Source organism: Streptomyces sp. NPDC002537 (assembly GCF_053594975.1).
Genome location: NZ_JBSFWT010000009.1, coordinates 14,249 through 32,630 on the forward strand (window position 1 = coordinate 14,249; position 18,382 = coordinate 32,630).

At 71.1% G+C, this 18,382-nt stretch carries 11 protein-coding genes and 1 tRNA gene; 11 read left to right on the plus strand and 1 reads right to left on the minus strand.

All coding sequences use genetic code 11. The features are described from left to right. The first annotated feature begins 48 nt into the window (after positions 1-48). Together bldG and ACWD4A_RS06450 are read left to right on the plus strand one after the other, a co-directional pair. Entirely contained in the window at positions 49-390 is a 342-nt protein-coding gene (gene bldG, locus ACWD4A_RS06445) for an anti-sigma factor antagonist BldG (protein ID WP_451190170.1), read from the plus strand. A gap of 120 nt (positions 391-510) precedes the next feature. Beyond that, the gene (locus ACWD4A_RS06450; protein WP_451190172.1) at positions 511-972 is read left to right on the plus strand and encodes an ATP-binding protein; all 462 of its coding nucleotides are present in this window, start codon (positions 511-513) and stop codon (positions 970-972) included. Between the two features lie 123 nt (positions 973-1,095). On the opposite strand, the gene ACWD4A_RS06455 is transcribed toward ACWD4A_RS06450, so the two are convergent. Next, positions 1,096-1,245 (minus strand): hypothetical protein, encoded by a 150-nt coding sequence (locus ACWD4A_RS06455; protein WP_451190174.1) that lies wholly within the window; start codon positions 1,243-1,245, stop codon positions 1,096-1,098. A gap of 169 nt (positions 1,246-1,414) precedes the next feature. On the opposite strand from ACWD4A_RS06455, the gene ACWD4A_RS06460 reads away from it, so the two are divergent. The 9 genes from ACWD4A_RS06460 (at position 1,415) to ACWD4A_RS06500 (ending at position 18,281) form a co-directional block, all read left to right on the plus strand. Next, entirely contained in the window at positions 1,415-3,802 is a 2,388-nt protein-coding gene (locus ACWD4A_RS06460; RefSeq protein WP_451190176.1) for a sodium-translocating pyrophosphatase, read from the plus strand. Positions 3,803-4,005: 203 nt separating this feature from the next. Further along, a complete protein-coding gene (locus tag ACWD4A_RS06465) occupies positions 4,006-4,578 on the plus strand; it encodes a small secreted protein (RefSeq protein ID WP_451190177.1) in 573 nt (190 codons plus the stop codon). Positions 4,579-4,691: 113 nt separating this feature from the next. Continuing rightward, positions 4,692-6,224, plus strand: coding sequence for a DUF7059 domain-containing protein (locus ACWD4A_RS06470; RefSeq protein WP_451190179.1), 1,533 nt, complete (start codon positions 4,692-4,694; stop codon positions 6,222-6,224). A gap of 338 nt (positions 6,225-6,562) precedes the next feature. Further along, entirely contained in the window at positions 6,563-9,400 is a 2,838-nt protein-coding gene (gene topA, locus ACWD4A_RS06475) for a type I DNA topoisomerase (RefSeq protein ID WP_451190180.1), read from the plus strand. 202 nt (positions 9,401-9,602) lie between these two features. Beyond that, positions 9,603-13,346, plus strand: coding sequence for a dTMP kinase (gene tmk, locus ACWD4A_RS06480; protein WP_451190182.1), 3,744 nt, complete (start codon positions 9,603-9,605; stop codon positions 13,344-13,346). A 126-nt stretch (positions 13,347-13,472) separates the two neighbouring features. Next, complete coding sequence (locus ACWD4A_RS06485; protein ID WP_451190184.1) at positions 13,473-14,690, plus strand: DNA polymerase III subunit delta'; 1,218 nt, start codon at positions 13,473-13,475, stop codon at positions 14,688-14,690. 241 nt (positions 14,691-14,931) lie between these two features. Then, positions 14,932-16,602 carry an alpha/beta hydrolase gene (locus ACWD4A_RS06490; RefSeq protein WP_451190185.1) on the plus strand — a complete coding sequence of 557 codons (1,671 nt, stop codon included), beginning with the start codon at positions 14,932-14,934 and terminating at the stop codon, positions 16,600-16,602. Between the two features lie 88 nt (positions 16,603-16,690). Next, a tRNA-Thr gene (locus ACWD4A_RS06495) sits at positions 16,691-16,764 on the plus strand. A 473-nt stretch (positions 16,765-17,237) separates the two neighbouring features. After that, on the plus strand, positions 17,238-18,281 hold the full coding sequence (locus ACWD4A_RS06500; protein ID WP_451190187.1) for a hypothetical protein: 1,044 nt from the start codon (positions 17,238-17,240) through the stop codon (positions 18,279-18,281). The last annotated feature ends 101 nt before the right edge of the window (positions 18,282-18,382 follow it).

Sequence of the window (18,382 nt, forward strand, 5' to 3'; positions counted from 1 at the left end):
TGCCGATCCATGGGGGGCGACCGCTCGATGCAAGGTGCTGGAGGATCCGTGGACCTGTCCCTGTCGACCGAGACCGTTGGCGACCGCACGGTCGTGAAGGTCGGTGGCGAGATTGATGTGTACACCGCGCCCAAGCTGCGTGAGCAGCTGGTCGAGCTTGTCAACGACGGCAGCTATCACCTCGTCGTGGACATGGAGGGCGTCGACTTCCTCGACTCCACCGGGCTCGGCGTGCTGGTCGGCGGTCTCAAGCGGGTGAGGGCCCACGAGGGCTCGCTGCGCCTGGTCTGCAACCAGGAGCGCATTCTGAAGATTTTCCGTATCACCGGTCTGACCAAGGTGTTCCCGATTCACACCTCGGTTCAGGACGCGGTGTCGGCGACCGACTGACGGTCGTCGCGGGAAGACTGCCACGCGGGGGAACCGGGCCCGAGGGGTCCGGCCCTCCCCGTGAGTCCGCCCTTTTCCAGAAGAGGGGAAGGGGGGCGTGTACGCCTTGAGGGGGATGGCATGGCCACCGTCGAACTGCTCTTCAGTGCCCTTCCCGAGCATGTCCGGACCGCCCGTCTGGTGGCGGCCGCGGTGGCGCGCCGGGCCGGGGTCGACGAGGCCGTGATGGACGAGCTCCGGCTCGCCGTGGGCGAGGCGTGCTCCCGCGCGGTCGGCCTGCACATCAGCCATGGCGTGACCACCCCGGTGCGGGTGGTGCTGATCGAGGACGAGAAGAAGTTCTCCATCGAGGTCGCGGACGACGCGCCGCGGCCGCCCGCCGTCGAGCTCGCGGCCGCGCGCGTGGCGGCCGGTTCCGAGCCGTCGGTGCCCGCTCAGGAGGACGGTGGCGACAGCGGTGAGGACGACATGGGCCTCGCCGTGATCAGCGGCCTGGTCGACGATGTCGAGGTGACCGCCGACGAGAGCGGCGGGCTGATCCGTATGAGCTGGCCGACGACCCCGGCGCCCGTGCTGTCGTAGCCCGGGTTCACCGTATTGCCGTAGTGGGCCGCCACGGATTTGCCGTAACTGCCATGGGCACGGTGCGGGCTCCGGCTCGGCGTGGGGCAGGGCCGGGGAAGCATCCCGGCAGGCACGGAGCCGTCACAGGGCAAGAGCGAATTCCCGCCGTTGGACAAGAGCCGCGGGTCTGTTTCCGATCTCCTCTTTGATCTCCATTTCCCGATCTTTCTTACGCGGATCTTCGGGCATGCAGCGGCGGATCTTTTCCGCGAGCGTTCCTGTCGCGATCATTCACTCGATCTTCACCGAGGAAAGTCCTGTTCCGGTTGCCGCGCTCTGTTTTGATCTCGCCATGCTCCCTACAATCCGTCCATCTTGAGCTCAGGACGCCTGAGCGTGGTGGCTGTTCCGCGGTCGCGGGCCGGCCGCGCGCCCATGTGCCAAACGTCAAGGAGGACGAATGGCGGGGCCCCTTACCCCTGGACAGGTGGACTTCACTCAACATCTCGCAGCCGAGCTCACCTCGGGCAATCGCACGCTGGTACTGGTGATCGGCGCCGTGGCGCTCGCGGCGCTCGGGGTCGCCGTGGTGCTCGTACGGCAGGTTCTCGCGGCGGGCGAGGGCACCGACAGCATGAGAAGGATCGCGGCGGCGGTGCAGGAGGGGGCGAACGCCTATCTCGCCCGGCAGCTGCGCACCCTCGGTGTGTTCGCCGTGGCCGTGTTCTTCCTGCTGATGCTGTTGCCGGCGGACAACTGGTCACAGCGCATCGGGCGTTCGGCCTTCTTTCTGGTCGGTGCGCTTTTCTCCGCGGCCACCGGCTATATCGGAATGTGGCTCGCGGTGCGCAGCAATGTGCGGGTCGCCGCGGCGGCACGGGAGGCCACGCCTGCCGAGGGCGAGCCCGAAAAGGATCTGACGGCCGTTTCGCACAAGGCCATGAAGATCGCTTTCCGTACGGGCGGGGTCGTCGGAATGTGCACGGTGGGGCTCGGCCTGCTGGGCGCTTCCTGTGTGGTGCTGGCCTACAAGTCCGATGCCCCCAAGGTGCTGGAGGGATTCGGTTTCGGCGCGGCGCTGCTCGCGATGTTCATGAGGGTCGGCGGCGGCATCTTCACCAAGGCCGCCGACGTGGGCGCCGACCTGGTCGGCAAGGTGGAACAGGGCATCCCGGAGGACGATCCGCGCAATGCCGCCACCATCGCCGACAATGTGGGCGACAACGTCGGGGACTGCGCGGGCATGGCCGCCGACCTCTTCGAGTCGTACGCCGTGACCCTCGTCGCCGCGCTGATCCTCGGCAAGGCCGCCTTCGGGAACTCGGGCCTCGCCTTTCCGCTGCTCGTTCCCGCCATCGGCGTGCTCACCGCGATGATCGGTATTTTCGCCGTCGCCCCGCGCCGTGCCGACCGCAGTGGAATGACCGCCATCAACCGCGGTTTCTTCATCTCAGCGATCGTCTCGCTGGTACTGGTCGCGGTGGCGGTGTTCGTCTATCTGCCGTCCAGCTACGCCGATTTGAAGGGTGTCGGCGATGCCGCCATCAGCGGGCACAAGGGCGACCCCCGGGTGCTCGCCCTCGTGGCGGTGGCCATCGGGATCGTTCTCGCCGCGCTCATCCAGCAGCTCACCGGTTATTTCACGGAGACGAGCCGGCGGCCCGTACGGGACATCGGCAAGACGTCCCTGACCGGACCCGCGACCGTGGTGCTCGCCGGGATCTCCATCGGCCTGGAGTCGGCGGTCTATTCGGCCGTGCTCATCGCGCTCGCCGTTTATGGCGCGTTCCTGCTCGGGGGAACGTCCATCATGCTGGCGCTGTTCGCCGTGGCGCTGGCCGGTACGGGGCTGCTGACCACCGTCGGCGTGATCGTCGCGATGGACACCTTCGGGCCGGTCTCCGACAACGCGCAGGGAATCGCCGAGATGTCGGGCGACGTCGAGGGCGCGGGCGCGCAGGTCCTCACCGATCTCGACGCCGTCGGCAACACCACCAAGGCCATCACCAAGGGCATCGCCATCGCCACGGCGGTCCTGGCGGCGTCGGCCCTGTTCGGTTCGTACCGTGACGCGATCGCCACGGCGGTCGAGGACGTGCACGCGAAATCCACGGAGATGAATCTGAGCCTGGACATCTCCCAGCCCAACAATCTCGTGGGCCTGGTGCTGGGCGCCGCCGTCGTCTTCCTCTTCTCCGGGCTGGCCATCAGCGCCGTGTCGCGCTCGGCGGGCGCGGTCGTCTACGAAGTGCGACGGCAATTCCGCGAGCACCCCGGAATCATGGATTACAGCGAGAAGCCGGAATACGGGCGGGTCGTCGACATCTGCACCAAGGACGCGCTGCGCGAACTCGCCACGCCCGGCCTGCTCGCCGTCATGGCGCCGATCGCGGTCGGTTTCGCGCTCGGCGTGGGCGCGCTCGGTTCGTACCTCGCGGGCGCCATCGGCGCCGGCACCCTGATGGCCGTGTTCCTCGCCAACTCCGGTGGCGCCTGGGACAACGCCAAGAAACTGGTCGAGGACGGGCACCACGGCGGCAAGGGCAGCGAGGCGCACGCCGCGACCGTCATCGGGGACACGGTCGGCGACCCCTTCAAGGACACGGCCGGGCCCGCGATCAACCCGCTGCTGAAGGTGATGAACCTGGTGGCGCTGCTGATCGCGCCCGCGGTGGTCAAGTTCTCCTATGGGGCCGACGCCAACAGGGGGCTGCGGATCGGGGTGGCGGTGTTCGCCGTCGTCGTCATCGTCGGGGCCGTCTACGTGTCCAAGCGGCGGGGCGTCGCCGTGGACGGGGAGGAGGCGGACCTGGCCGCGCGCCCGGCGGATCCCGCGGTGGTGTCCTGACGGACGGTTCGTCCGGGGAAGGCGGGCGGGGAGTTCCGCCCCGCCCGCCTTCCCCCGTCATGGAGTGGATCAAGGTGCGGCGAACACCACGGCGTTCTTGGTGCAAATGGCTTTAAAAGGGTGCATACGGGGTGCTCGGCTCCGAGGTGGCGACGCCTGGACGTGTAAGTTCCGGGGCCGGAGCCATCGAAGGGACCAATCCGGTGAACAAGAAGCTTGTGGCGGCACTGTCCGGCGGTGCGGCACTTGTCCTGGTGCTGACGGGCTGCGGCGGCGGCGATGACGGCAGCAAGAAGCTGGACGACTGGGCCAAGAAGGTCTGCGACCAGATGCAGCCCCAGGTCAAGAAGATCCAGGAGGCCAACCACTCGATCGCCGGCGTGCAGAGCGAGGAGGACTCCAAGAAGGTCCAGCAGACCGACTCGGCGGCCTTCCAGGCCAACGCGGACGCCTACAAGGCGCTCGCCACCGGAGTGGAGAACGCGGGCGCCCCACCGGTCAAGGACGGCGAGACGAGCCAGAAGAACGCCGTGAAGGCGCTCAACGACCTCTCCTCCGCCTACGCCGGACTGAAGAAGCGCATCGACGGCCTGGACACCGGCGACAAGCTGAAGTTCTCCGCCGGACTCCACGATATCGGCACCGACATCGGCAAGCTCAGCGGCCAGAGCGACGACGCGCTCAAGAAGCTCCAGTCCGGCGACCTCGGCAAGGCGATGACGAAGCAGCCCGGCTGCCAGAAGACGTCCGCCTCGCCGTCGGAGACCAAGAAGTAGCCGACCGGCTCGGAGTGTGGCGGCGGGCCGCGCGCGAGGTGGTCGCGCACGCGCAACGGCCCGCCGCCCGCCCGCTTTCGGGGAATGTCGGTGCCGCACCCGACAATGGAGCCGTGAGTACGCTCCTTCCCGCCGCCGATCGCGCGGGCACCGCCCGACTGCGCGATGCCCTGCTCGCCGCCGCGTTCACCGCCGACGGCCTCCTCGACCTGCTGGGCGCCCCCGCCTACGCCGCCCTCGCACGCAGCGAGACCGTCCCCGCGCTGCGCGCCACACGGGGTGACAGCCCGCTGGAGACACTGATCCGGCTCTTCCTGCTGCAGCGGCCTGCCGCGTACGCGCGGGCCGCCGCCGCGCTGCCCGTGGACGACTGCCTGGCCGACGGCTGGCTGGTCCGCGACGGCGGCAGTGATGACGTACGGGCGACCGTCGACGTGCGCCCCTACGGCGGCCCCGAGGGGCAGGACTGGTGGATCGTCTCCGACCTCGGCTGCGCCGTCGGCGGCGCCGGCGGGATCGCCGGGGGCACCGCGGGCCCGGCCGGGGTGGAGCGTTCGCAGCTCGTCCTCGGCGTCGGCGGGGCCTCCGCCACCCTCGCCGGGATCACCGTCCGCACACCCGTCGCGAGCGCCCTCGACCTCGGCACCGGCTCCGGCATCCAGGCGCTGCACGCCGCCCAGCACGCCACCAAGGTCACCGCCACCGATCTCAACCCCCGTGCGCTGCACTTCGCCCGGCTCACCCTCGCCCTGTCCGGCGCGCCCGAGGCCGACCTGCGCGAGGGCTCGCTCTTCGAGCCGGTCGCCCACGACACGTACGACCTGATCGTCTCCAACCCGCCGTTCGTCATCTCCCCCGGCGCCCGGCTCACCTACCGCGACGGCGGGATGGGCGGCGACGACCTCTGCCGCACGCTCGTCGAGCAGGCGGCGGACCGGCTCAACGACGGCGGCTACTGCCAGCTGCTCGCCAACTGGCAGCACGTCGAAGGGGAGGACTGGCGCGACCGGCTGTCCTCCTGGGTGCCGCGCGGCTGCGACGCGTGGATCGTCCAGCGCGAGGTGCAGGACGTCGCGCAGTACGCCGAGCTGTGGCTGCGCGACGGAGGCGACCACCGCGCCGCCCCCGAGGAGTACGCGGCCCGCTACGAAGCGTGGCTGGACGAGTTCGCGGCCCGCAGGACCAAAGCCGTCGGATTTGGCTGGATCACGCTGCGCAAAACCGGTTCCGAGCGGCCGTCCGTCAGCGCGGAGGAGTGGCCGCACCCGGTCGAGCAGCCGCTCGGTGCATCCGTTCGGGCCCATTTCGAGCGACAGGACTTCCTGCGCACGCACGACGCCGCCGCCCTGCTGGCCGCCCGTTTCCGGCTGGCCGACGAGGTCGTCCAGGAGCAGGTCGGGCTGCCGGGCGCGGAGGACCCGGAGCACGTCGTGCTCCGGCAGAACCGTGGCATGCGGCGGGCCACCAAGGTCGACACGGTCGGTGCGGGTTTCGCCGGCGTGTGTGACGGCTCTCTCAGCGCGGGCCGCATCCTGGACGCGATCGCGCAGCTCGTCGGCGAGGACCCGGTGAGCTTGCGCGACCGTACGCCGGAGGCGATCCGGCTGCTCGTGGAGCAGGGTTTCCTGACGCCGGTCGACGGCTGAGAAAGAGATTCGGATGGGTCGGGTTCACGTCACGTTCGACTGGGCATGATCTCTCCGGGGGCACGGGTGGCAGGCCTGTCACCTGCGGTTCCCGGAGAGACCGGCCGATGCGGTCCCTGATGCCGTCCGCCGACGGCGCGGGAGCCCCTCCGGCGGCTTCCGGCCGCCGGTTCACTCCAGTGGTGTGCCGGTCCGGGCGGCAGACAGGACGCTTGTCGGGTTACCGTTCGAGTGGCGTTGCGGGCTTTTTCCGTTTGACACGGGGGCGGGATGTACCGTCACACTCCGCAGCGTCACCGCAGCGCCTACACCGAGTGCCGACCGGAAGAAGAGCGAAGTTGTCCCCGACCAGCGAGACCGCACAGGGCGGCCGCCGACTCGTCATCGTCGAGTCGCCTGCCAAGGCGAAGACGATCAAGGGCTACCTCGGCCCCGGATACGTCGTCGAGGCGAGCGTCGGGCACATCCGTGACCTGCCGAACGGGGCCGCCGAGGTCCCGGCGAAGTACAAGGGCGAGCCGTGGGCCCGGCTCGGCGTGAACGTCGACGCCGACTTCCAGCCCATCTACGTGGTCAACCACGACAAGAAGGACCAGGTCAAGAAGCTCAAGGAGCTGCTGGCCGACTCCGACGAGCTCTTCCTCGCCACCGATGAGGACCGCGAGGGCGAGGCCATCGCCTGGCACCTCCAGGAAGTCCTCAAGCCGAAGGTCCCGGTCCGCCGGATGGTCTTCCACGAGATCACCAAGGACGCGATCCGCGAGGCCGTCGCCAACCCGCGCGAGCTCAACAAGAAGCTCGTCGACGCCCAGGAGACCCGCCGCATCCTCGACCGCCTCTACGGCTACGAGGTCTCGCCGGTCCTCTGGAAGAAGGTCATGCCGCGTCTGTCGGCCGGCCGTGTGCAGTCCGTCGCCACCCGTCTCGTCGTCGAGCGGGAGCGCGAGCGCATCGCGTTCCGCTCCGCCGAGTACTGGGATCTGACCGGCACGTTCTCCACCGGCCGCGGTGGTGACGCCAGTGACCCGGGCACCATCGCCGCCCGGCTGAGCGCGGTCGACGGCCGCCGTGTCGCCCAGGGCCGCGACTTCGGATCGACCGGGCGGCTCAAGGACTCCGCGCAGGTCCTGCACCTGGACGAGGCCAACGCCCGCGCGCTGGCCGCCGCTCTCGCGGAGACCTCCTTCTCCGTGCGGTCGGTGGAGTCCAAGCCGTACCGCCGCTCCCCGTACGCCCCGTTCCGCACCACCACGCTGCAGCAGGAGGCCTCGCGCAAGCTGGGCTTCGGTGCCAAGGCGACGATGCAGGTGGCCCAGAAGCTGTACGAGAACGGCTTCATCACCTATATGCGTACGGACTCCACCACGCTGTCCGACACGGCGGTCTCCGCCGCCCGCGCGCAGGTGACCCAGCTGTACGGCGCCGACTATCTGCCGGAGAAGCCGCGCACGTACGCCGGCAAGGTCAAGAACGCGCAGGAGGCGCACGAGGCGATCCGTCCTTCGGGTGATCGTTTCCGCACGCCTGCCGAGACCGGCCTCACCGGCGACCAGTTCCGGCTCTACGAGCTGATCTGGAAGCGGACCGTCGCCTCCCAGATGAAGGACGCGACCGGCAACTCCGTGACCGTCAAGATCGGCGGCCGGGCGGCCGACGGCCGTGACGCCGAGTTCAGCGCGTCCGGCAAGACGATCACCTTCCACGGCTTCATGAAGGCCTACGTCGAGGGCGCCGACGACCCGAACGCCGAGCTCGACGACCGCGAGCGCCGCCTCCCGCAGGTCACCGAGGGCGACTCGCTGACCGCCGAGGAGATCGCCGCCGACGGCCACGCGACCAAGCCCCCGGCGCGCTACACCGAGGCGTCGCTGGTCAAGGAGCTCGAAGAGCGCGAGATCGGCCGCCCGTCGACATACGCGTCGATCATCGGCACCATCCTCGACCGCGGCTACGTGTTCAAGAAGGGCACGGCGCTCGTGCCGTCCTTCCTGTCCTTCGCCGTCGTGAACCTGCTGGAGAAGCACTTCGGCCGGCTCGTCGACTACGACTTCACCGCCTCCATGGAGGAGGACCTCGACCGCATCGCCCGCGGCGAGGCACAGGCCGTGCCGTGGCTGCGCCGCTTCTACTTCGGCGAGGGCACCGAGGGCGCGGCAGGTGGCGCCGCCGAGGCCGGCAACGGCGACGGCGACCACCTGGGCGGCCTCAAGGAGCTCGTCACCGACCTCGGCGCGATCGACGCCCGAGAGGTCTCCTCGTTCCCCGTCGGCAACGACATCGTGCTGCGCGTCGGCCGCTACGGCCCGTACGTGGAGCGCGGCGAGAAGGACGCCGAGGGCCACCAGCGCGCCGACGTCCCGGACGACCTGGCGCCCGACGAGCTGACCGTCGAGTACGCCGAGGAGCTGCTCGCCAAGCCGAGCGGCGACTTCGAGCTGGGCCCGGACCCGGTCAGCGGCCACCAGATCATCGCCCGCGACGGCCGCTACGGCCCGTACGTCACCGAGGTCCTTCCCGAGGGCACGCCCAAGACCGGCAAGAACGCCGTCAAGGCGCGCACCGCCTCGCTCTTCAAGTCCATGTCCCTCGACACGGTCACCCTCGAGGACGCGCTCCGGCTGATGTCGCTGCCGCGCGTCGTCGGCAAGGACGCCGAGGGCGTGGAGATCACCGCGCAGAACGGCCGCTACGGCCCGTACCTGAAGAAGGGCACCGACTCGCGCTCCCTGGAGACCGAGGACCAGCTCTTCACGATCACCCTCGACGAGGCCCTCGCGATCTACGCGCAGCCCAAGCAGCGCGGCCGGGCCGCGGCCAAGCCGCCGCTGAAGGAGCTGGGCACGGACCCGGTCAGCGAGCGTCCCGTCGTGGTCAAGGACGGCCGCTTCGGCCCGTACGTGACGGACGGCGAGACCAACGCCACGCTGCGCCGTGACGACGACGTCGAGACGATCACGCCGGAGCGCGGCTACGAGCTGCTCGCCGAGAAGCGGGCCAAGGGGCCCGCGAAGAAGACGGCCAAGAAGGCCCCGGCGAAGAAGACGGCGGCCGCGGCGAAGAAGACGACCGCGAAGAAGACTGTCGCCAAGAAGACGACGGCTGCGGCGAAGAAGACCACGGCCAAGAAGACCGCTGCCAAGAAGACGGCGGCGAAGAAGACGGCGGCAGCGGAGTAGCGGGGGTGGGGCGGGGCTCCTTCCCCGCCCCACCCCTTCCTGCTTCCCGCAGTGTCGATTTGCGGCCCCTCGCTGTGACAACGGCGACGAGCCCAAAATCAGCCCGTCCGGCGTTTGAGGACGCGGGCGGAACAGACTCACACCTTCGGACGGGCGTTCTATCGATACGCGGGGCCCCGGCGCAGCCGGATAGGCTGGCAGGATGACGCGAGCCGAGCAGCCAACAGTGGAAACCCCCACATCCGGGGCACTGGCCGCGGACTCCCGCGAGCGTGCCGTACGGGCCCTGCTGCGCATTCCCCCGCTCAGGCGGCTGTGGAGTGCCCAGTTCGTCGGCGGCATCGGGGATTCCCTCGCCCTGCTGGTGCTTCTGCTGCTGTCGTTCCAGGCGGCGGTGGCGGCGGGTTCCTTCGGGGGCGGTTACCGCGGTGCCGCCTTCACGATCGCCGCGGTCTTCGGCGCGCGGCTGTTCGCGACCCTGCTCTTCGGCGCCGTCCTGCTCGGTCCGGTCTCCTCCCTGATCGCGCCGAGCGGCCCGCTGGACCGCCGCTGGACGATGCTCGGCGCCGACGGCGTACGGCTCGCGCTGCTGGCGGTCGCGCCCCTGTGGATCGGCTGGACCGAGAGCAAGGCGCTCGCCGCACTGCTGGTGACGGCCTTCGTCATGGGCGTCGCCGAACGGTTCTGGACCGTCGCCAAGGACGGCGCCGCCCCCGCGCTGCTGCCCGTACCGCCTGCCGAAGGCGGGGCCGTACGGCCGCTGCCGGACAACCACGAGGCGCTGCACAGACTGTCGCTGCGGACGAACTTCGTCGCCCTCCCTGTGGCCGCCACCGCGCTCGTCGTCATCACCCTGATCAGCAATCTGCTCGGTTCCGGGATCACGTGGTTCCACGAGCACCAGGCAGCGCTGGGGTCCTTCCTCGCGGCCGGGCTGTTCGCCGGGTCGGTGGCGATCCTCTACCCCCTCGAACTTCCCGGCGCGCAGTCACCGCGCGTGCGCTCCCCTCTTGAGGGACTGCGCCGCCCCAAGACGCCGCACGGTCCGGACACCGGGCGCACGGGCGCGATCCCGGTGCTCGTCCTCGCCTGTGCCGCCGTCGCGGGCGCGATCGCCGCGGCCGTCGGCGTGGCCGCGCTGCAGGCCGTCGACCTCGGTGGCGGGCCGGTGGCCTTCGGGCTGCTGGTGCTGGCGCTGAGCGGCGGCCCCGTCATCGGCATCCGCACGGCCGGCAAGGTCCTGCCAGGCTTCTCGCGCCGCCGCCTGCTCGCCCTGGCGCTCGCCCTGACGGGCCTCGCCCTGCTGATCGCGGGCCTGGTGCCGGACCCGACGACCGTCCTCCTGCTCATCCTGTTCGCGGGTGTCAGCGCGGGCATCGTCGCCAGCACCGGGCACTCCCTGCTCGACCAGGAGACCGAGGAGGCGCGCCGGGCCCGGACGACCGATCACCTGCACGCCGTCGTCCGCGTCACCGCGGCCCTGGGCGCGGTCGTCGCGCCGCTGCTCGCCGCCGCCATCGGACCGCACCGCCTGGAGAGCGGCAGCTTCGTCTTCGCGCACGGCGGGGCGGCGTTCACGCTGATGCTCATCGGCGCGCTGCTGCTGCCCGTGGGCGCCGTCGTCCTCGGCAAGACGGACGACCGGCACGGCGTACCGTTCCGCCGCGACCTGATGGACGTCCTGCGCGGCGGTGACCCCGCGCAGGCGCCGTCCGGGAGCGGGTTCTTCATCGCCTTCGAGGGCGGTGACGGAGCGGGCAAGTCGACCCAGGTGCAGGCCGTCGCCGACTGGATCCGCGCCAAGGGCCACGAGGTCGTCGTCACCCGGGAGCCCGGCGCGACGGCCATCGGCAAGCGGCTGCGCGCGATCCTGCTCGACGTGGGCTCCGCCGGTCTGTCCGACCGGGCGGAGGCCCTGCTGTACGCGGCCGACCGCGCGCAGCACGTCGACTCCGTCGTACGGCCCGCCCTGGAGCGCGGCGCGGTCGTCATCACCGACCGCTACATCGACTCCTCCGTCGCCTACCAGGGTGCCGGGCGCGATCTCTCGCCGACCGAGATCGCCCGTATTTCCCGCTGGGCGACGGACGGACTCGTTCCGCACCTGACGGTGCTGCTCGACGTCTCGCCCGAGACCGCCCGCGAACGCTTCACCGAGGCACCGGACCGGCTGGAGTCCGAACCGGCGGAGTTCCACCAGAGGGTGCGGACCGGATTCCTCACCCTCGCCGCCGCCGACCCGGCGCGCTACCTCGTCGTGGACGCCGGGCAGGAGCCCGAGGCCGTCTCCACGGTCGTACGCCACCGGCTCGACCAGGTCCTCCCGCTCTCCGCCAACGAGATCGAGGCCCGGGAGCAGGCCCGCAAGGCGGCCGAGGAGGAAGCCCGGCGCAAGGCGGAGGAAGAGGCCGCGCGCAAGGCGGAGGAGGAGCGCCTGGAGCACGAGCGCCAGGAGCGTCTCGCCAAGCTGCGGGCGGAGGAAGAGGAGCGGAAGCGGCGCGAAGCCGAGGAGGCCCGCCTGCGGGAAGAGGCCCGGCTCGCCGAGGAGGCCCGCCAGCGCGCCGAGGAGGCCCGCCGTCTGGCGGAGGAGGAGCGCAAGCGCCGCGAGGCGGAGGAGCGCGCCCACGCCGCCGAACAGGAACGGCTCCGCAAGCAGGCCGCGGAAGAGGCCCGGCTGCGCGCGGAGGCGGAGGAGCGCCGCCTGGAGAAGCAGCGCCGGGCGGAAGAGGCGCTGCTGAGGGCGGAACAGGCACGGATCGAGGCGGAGGCGGCCGCCGCGGCGGCTTCTGCCGTGGCCGCTCCAGTTGCTCCGGCCGCTCCGGCTGCTGCCGCTCCGACGGCTCAGGCCGCCGCCGACGAAGCGCCGACGGTCGAGCGGCCTTCGCTCGGCAAGACGGCTCCGCGGGACGCGACTTCCCGTCCGCAGGGCGCGGAGGAGACGCAGACGGTGCAGACGCCGCTGCCGCGGACGGCCGACGATGCCGGTGCGCGCGGTTCCGGTGCGGGCGGTTCCGGTACGCGCGGTGCTGACGCGAGTGCTTCTGACGCGAGTGCTTCTGGTGCGAGCGGCGCCGACGCGCGTGCTGCCGGGGAGAGTGGTTCCGGCGGGCGCGGTCGAGCCGGTGCGGCCCGTTCCGGGGCGGGTGCTTCCGACCGTACGCAGACGGTGCGGAGGCCGGTCCTCGGACGGCCCGACCCGCGCGTCCCCGACGAGACCCCTACGGTAGAGCGGCCGCGCGTCGCCCCGCGTAGTACGGAACCGGCGGGCGCGTCCGAGGAGACTGCGGTGCTTCCGCAGCCGACTGTCACTGACCGGACTGTCACTGGCCGGACCGCCTCCGGTCCGACTGCCTCTGGCCCGGCCGTCACCGGTTCGACCGCTTCCGGCTCGACCGCTTCCGACTCAGCCGCCTCCGGCCCGGCAGGCGCGTCCGACGAGACCGAGGTGCTTCCGCCCGTACGGCCCGCGACGCCTGTCGCCCGTCCCGAGCCGCAGCGCGTCACCTGGGGCATGGACCCGAAGAAGGCCGCCGCGTCCGAGTCCGAGGAGACGGCGGTGCTCCCGCAGCCGACCGCTTCCGGTAAGGCTTCTCCCGGTAAGGCCCCTTCCCGTCCGACCGCTTCCGGTAAGGCCGCTTCCGGTAAGGCCGCCTCCGGTCCGGCCGACGCCGAGGACGAGACCGCGGTGCTGCCGCCCGTACGTCCGGAGGACCCGGCGGACCGGGTGCCGAACTGGCTGTTCCGCCCGGAGGAGCCGGCGGAGGGCGACGCGGACGATGACCGTACGCGCGAACTGCCGCACGTGAGCGACGAACGGTCCGGTGACCGCCGCCCGCGCCGTCGGCCCGGCTGGGCGGAGGAGCCGTCCGGTGACGAGCCGACGCTGGCGGACGAACTGCTCGGCCCGCGGGACGACCGCGAGGACCGCCGCCGCGGCCGTAGCTGACCCGCGGCCGGGGGCGGGGCGTGGGGGCGGGCCCGTCCGCCCACCCCGGAACCGGTGGTGGCCGTCGCTGTCAGTGCCGTGTCCCACAATGGAACCCGCAGCAGAACCAGGACGCGGAGGACAGCCATGGCGGTGTGGGACGACCTGGTCGGCCAGGACCGGGTGACGGAGCAGCTCTCCGCCGCCGCGCGCGACGCCGACGCCCTGGTCACGGCCGCGGGCGCGGCCCCCGGTTCCGTGGCCGCCGGCGGATCGTCCATGACGCACGCGTGGCTGTTCACCGGCCCCCCCGGCTCCGGACGCGCCACCGCGGCCCGCGCGTTCGCCGCCGCCCTCCAGTGCGTCAGCCCGGACCGCGCCCTCGGCGGAGCCCCCGGCTGCGGGTTCTGCGACGGCTGCCACACCACCCTTGTGGGCACCCACGCGGACGTGGAGATCGTCCGCACCGACCAGCTCTCCATCGGCGTCAAGGAAACCCGCGACCTCGTGCGCCGGGCCCAGCTGTCGCCCGCCGGAGGCCGCTGGCAGGTGATCGTCCTGGAGGACGCGGACCGCCTGACCGAGGGCGCGGGCAACGTCCTGCTCAAGGCCGTCGAGGAGCCCGCACCCCGCACCGTGTGGCTGCTCTGCACGCCCTCTTTGGAGGACGTGCTCCCGACGATCCGCTCCCGCTGCCGTCTCCTCACCCTGCGCACGCCGCCCGTCCCCGCCGTCGCGGACCTCCTCGTCCGCCGCGACGGCATCGAGCCGGAGGTCGCCGCGCAGTCGGCCCGCGCCACCCAGGGCCACATCGACAGGGCCCGCCGCCTCGCCACCGACGAGCGCGCCCGTGCCCGCCGCGCCGCCGTCCTCAAGCTCCCGCTCCGCGTCGACGACGTCGGCGGCTGCCTCAAGGCCGCCCAGGAGCTCGTCGACGCGGCCGCCGAGGACGCCAAGCAGGTCGCCGAGGAGGTCGACACGAAGGAGACCGAGGAGCTGCGCGCCGCCCTCGGCGCGGCCGCGGGCACCGGCAGCAGGCTCCCGCGCGGCACGGCGGGGGCCATGAAGGAGCTCCAGGACCGGCAGAAGCGCCGCAGCACGCGCACCCAGCGCGACAGCCTCGACCTCGCCCTCGTCGACCTCACCGGTTTCTACCGCGACGTTCTCGCGATGCAGCTCGGCTCGCGGGTGGAGCTCGCCAACACCGATGTCAGGGACGCCCTCCAGCGCATCGCCTCCGCGTCGGGGCCGGAGCGGACCCTGCGCCGCATCGAGGCCATCATCGAGTGCCGCCGCGCCCTCGACCGGAACGTGGCCCCGCTGCTCGCCGTCGAGGCGATGACGATGGCCCTGCGGGCGGGCTGACCACCACGCGCCCCGGCGGCGCCGGGGCCGGTCCCGCACGTGCGCGCGCAGAACGCGTACGCGCGCAGGCGCCGACGGTTACGCGATCTCACTCATACGAGGCCAAGTAGGCCCCGCGACTGGCCATGCCGCGCACCCATATGGATACGCTCCGTGCGGGCGCCGTGATGTGTCGTAACCATCAGTGATGCCCGCTGCGCGTACTTTCCATGCCCGTCCACCCCGTTCAAGGGACCAGCCGATGGACACCAGCCGTCTGCTCCGCACCTCCGGCGCCGTCATCGCGACCGCGGCACTGCTGATCTCCGGCTGTGCCCTGGAGGGTTCGGCGCCGAGCGCGTCCGCGACGGGGAGACCGTCCGGCCTGGGCGACGGCCCGACGACGTGGCGGTCCGGCGGCCGTTCGGCGGGCGACGTGCCGGTCGTGGGCGCGCTCGACCGCGTCCGCTCCCGCATGGGTCTCGCGAGCCCGCTGGCCCCCCTGCCGGTCGGGCTGCCCATGGCCCTCCGCCGCTACTACGACCAGAAGCTGAGCTGGCGCCCGTGTGCCGCCGCCGGCTTCGAGTGCGCCACCCTGACCGTGCCCCTGGACTACGACCGCCCCCGGGAAGGCGGCGACATCAAGCTCGCCGTCTCCCGGAAGAAGGCGCCGGGGTCCGGCCGGCACCTCGGCTCCCTGATGGTCAACCCCGGTGGTCCGGGCGGCTCGGCGATCGGCTACCTCCAGCAGTACGCGGGTGTCGGCTACCCCGCCGCCGTCCGCGCCCGGTACGACATGGTCGCCATGGACCCGCGCGGGGTGGCCGGCAGCGACCCCGTCACCTGTCTCACCAACGCCGAGATGGACGCCTACACCCAGGTCGACCAGGCGCCCGGTACCGAGGCCGAGGTCGACGACCTGGTCGACGCGTACCGGAAGTTCGCCGACGGCTGCGCCGCCCGCTCCGGCAGGCTCCTGGAGCACGTCTCGACCGTCGACGCCGCCCGCGACATGGACGTCCTGCGCGCGGTCCTGGGTGACGACAAGCTGGCGTACGTCGGCGCCTCGTACGGCACCTTCCTCGGCGCCACCTACGCCGGGCTCTTCCCGTCCCGCGTCGGTCGCCTGGTGCTCGACGGGGCCCTCGACCCCTCCCTCGACGCGGAGCAGGTCAACCGCGACCAGACGGCCGGCTTCCAGACCGCCTTCGCCTCCTTCACCCAGGACTGCGCCAAGCGCAAGGACTGCCCCCTCGGTCCCGGCGCGAGCACCACCGCGGCGGGCGACCGCATCAGCGCCCTCTTCAAGCAGCTCCACACCCACCCCGTCCCGGCCGGCCGGACGCGCAAGCTCACCGAGAGTCTCGCCACGACCGGTGTGATCTCCGCCATGTACGACGAGGCCGCCTGGGGTCTCCTCCGCAAGGCCCTGAGCGACGCGCAGCGCGGTGACGGCAGCCTCCTGCTCCGGCTCTCGGACGCCTACTACGAGCGGGACGGCAACGGCGCGTACTCCAACCTCATGTACGCCAACGCCGCCGTGAACTGCCTCGACCTGCCCCCGGCCTTCCGTGGCCCCGACGACGTCCGCGAGGCCCTCCCCGACTTCCGGAAGGCGTCCCCCGTCTTCGGCCCGACCCTCGCCTGGTCCGCTCTGACCTGCGCTTATTGGCACGTCCCGGCCGCCGGCCGCCCCCACCGCATCCCGGCCCGGGGCGCCGCCCCCATCCTCGTCGTCGGCACCACCCGCGACCCCGCCACGCCCTACCCGTGGGCCCGCTCCCTGGCCTCCCAGCTCGACTCCGGCCGCCTCCTCACCTACGACGGCGACGGGCACACGGCCTACACCCGGGGCAGCGCCTGCATCGACACCGCGATCAACAACTACCTCCTCACCGCCACCCCGCCCCCGGCCTCCCAGAAGTGCTCCTGACCTGCGCATCCCATCGCGTACGGAGCACCCTCGGAAACTGTGTAGACTTGGCCGCGCTGCTGATGCCGATCCGGCAATCCGGCAGCTTGCCGCCTTAGCTCAGTTGGCCAGAGCAACGCACTCGTAATGCGTAGGTCTCGGGTTCGAATCCCGAAGGCGGCTCAGTGGAAGCCCAGGTCATGTAGTTCGTGACCTGGGCTTTTTCTTATGCAGGGACTCGGTGCGGGCGGAACTCGATGATCTTCGCGCCCTCGTGTGTGGCCGTTGCGTGCCTATCCTGATTTGCAGCCGCATCGGTCGCCTGCCCGGCAAGGTGGGCGAGCGTCGGCGACGGCGCGTGCCGATGTCGGGCAGTGGCGTACCGGAGGTCTCGGCGAGCGCCTGTCGGTACCCGTCCTCGACACCCGGGAGAATCCCTTTGCGGGGCACACCTGAGTCTGTGACACCCGAAGCGGGCGTTCTGTCAGTAGCCGCCTGTTTCAAGAGGGTTGGGGAATGAGGTTGTCGCGGGCCATGTGTACACCTATGGTTCGGGTAGGCACGGAGCTCGGGACAGGACCTGAGCCACCGCCGATCACTTCGAGGCATGGAGCGTCGGAAAGCGCCCTCGCCACCGCCTCTTTCCGTATTCTTCCGTGACCATCGGGCCGTCGTCGGCCAGTGGTCGAAAGGCGCTTTTCGTGACTATTTACTCTCAGCACGCGAACCGCGGGAAAACGCAGATCCTGGCGACCTACCAGGGATCGGGCGGGGCCGTGTCGTCAACTGTGACGAGCCTCGGTGACCCCGTTCTCGCGGTACCGATCATCGACGCGCTCAACCGGATCTCCGCCCTCGCCACCGTCCCCCTGAGCGTCCATGATCTTCGTGATCGCCGCGTGGCCAGCTATCCGGGCAAGCATCTTGTGGCGCTGGCCGAGCGGGCTGCGCGCGCCGAGCTTCTGAGCGGTGCGCACAGTTTGTGGTACGAGTACGTCTGTCTGCAGCTCCACCAGGCGCTGGCTGAATTGGACGATGCCCTGTCGACGGTGCCTGAGCCGGTCAGGATCGCGATCAACGCGGAACTGGAAACGGAAGCGCGAGATCTGTCCGAGGCGCTCGCCGAGTACTCGGAGGGAACTCCTCTCCCTGAGACAGAGGGGCGGCGTCACTGGGACTTCGGCCGTCCATTCGTGACGTATGAGGGCGGAATGGCCGCGCTGAGTCGCGAGGTCCGTGAGCGGTTGGATCGTCTCGAAGAGGGGATCACCGCCGAGAGGCGTGAGAAAGCCGTCGCGGACCTGCGGGTGTTGGCCACTGCCTACTCCCGGTGCTCTGGCGAGTCGGCTGTGCTGGAACATCACGACCTTGAGATCTTCGCCGAGCCGTACGGTTCGGACGGTTATTACCTGTCGGTCCGTGCGCCGGAGCTCGGCGATGACAGCGCCGGTTCCTGGGATATCGAGATCGGTCGCTGGCAACCCGACGATCCCGATGAGGAGTACGAGGAATGCGGCAGCGCGACAGGCAGTGCGGTACTTCGCTGCGTGTTGTCCACGTCACCGAGCGCTGACGAGATCGCCGATCTGTTGGATCAGGCCGAACGGGAGCCGGACCTGCTCGTCAAGTGGGCCGAGACGGGTGTCGGAGCGGCGTTCGCGGGGACGAAGTTCGTCGTCACCGAGCGCTGCGACGACTGAGCCTCGGCTCATCTGGAGCCCAGGTCACCCACGTCGGTGACCTGGGCTTTTTCGTGTGTGGGTGGTGGTGGGGGAGCCGGGACAGGTCGGTTTCGCCGAGC

Bases quoted from the DNA above. Each gene is read 5' to 3' on its own strand.
- ACWD4A_RS06450 (WP_451190172.1), top strand. From the start codon at position 511: ATGGCCACCGTCGAACTGCTCTTCAGTGCCCTTCCCGAGCATGTCCGG.
- tmk (WP_451190182.1), top strand. From the start codon at position 9,603: ATGACGCGAGCCGAGCAGCCAACAGTGGAAACCCCCACATCCGGGGCA.
- ACWD4A_RS06455 (WP_451190174.1), bottom strand. From the start codon at position 1,245: ATGATCGCGACAGGAACGCTCGCGGAAAAGATCCGCCGCTGCATGCCC.
- ACWD4A_RS06485 (WP_451190184.1), top strand. From the start codon at position 13,473: ATGGCGGTGTGGGACGACCTGGTCGGCCAGGACCGGGTGACGGAGCAG.
- ACWD4A_RS06460 (WP_451190176.1), top strand. From the start codon at position 1,415: ATGGCGGGGCCCCTTACCCCTGGACAGGTGGACTTCACTCAACATCTC.
- ACWD4A_RS06490 (WP_451190185.1), top strand. From the start codon at position 14,932: ATGGACACCAGCCGTCTGCTCCGCACCTCCGGCGCCGTCATCGCGACC.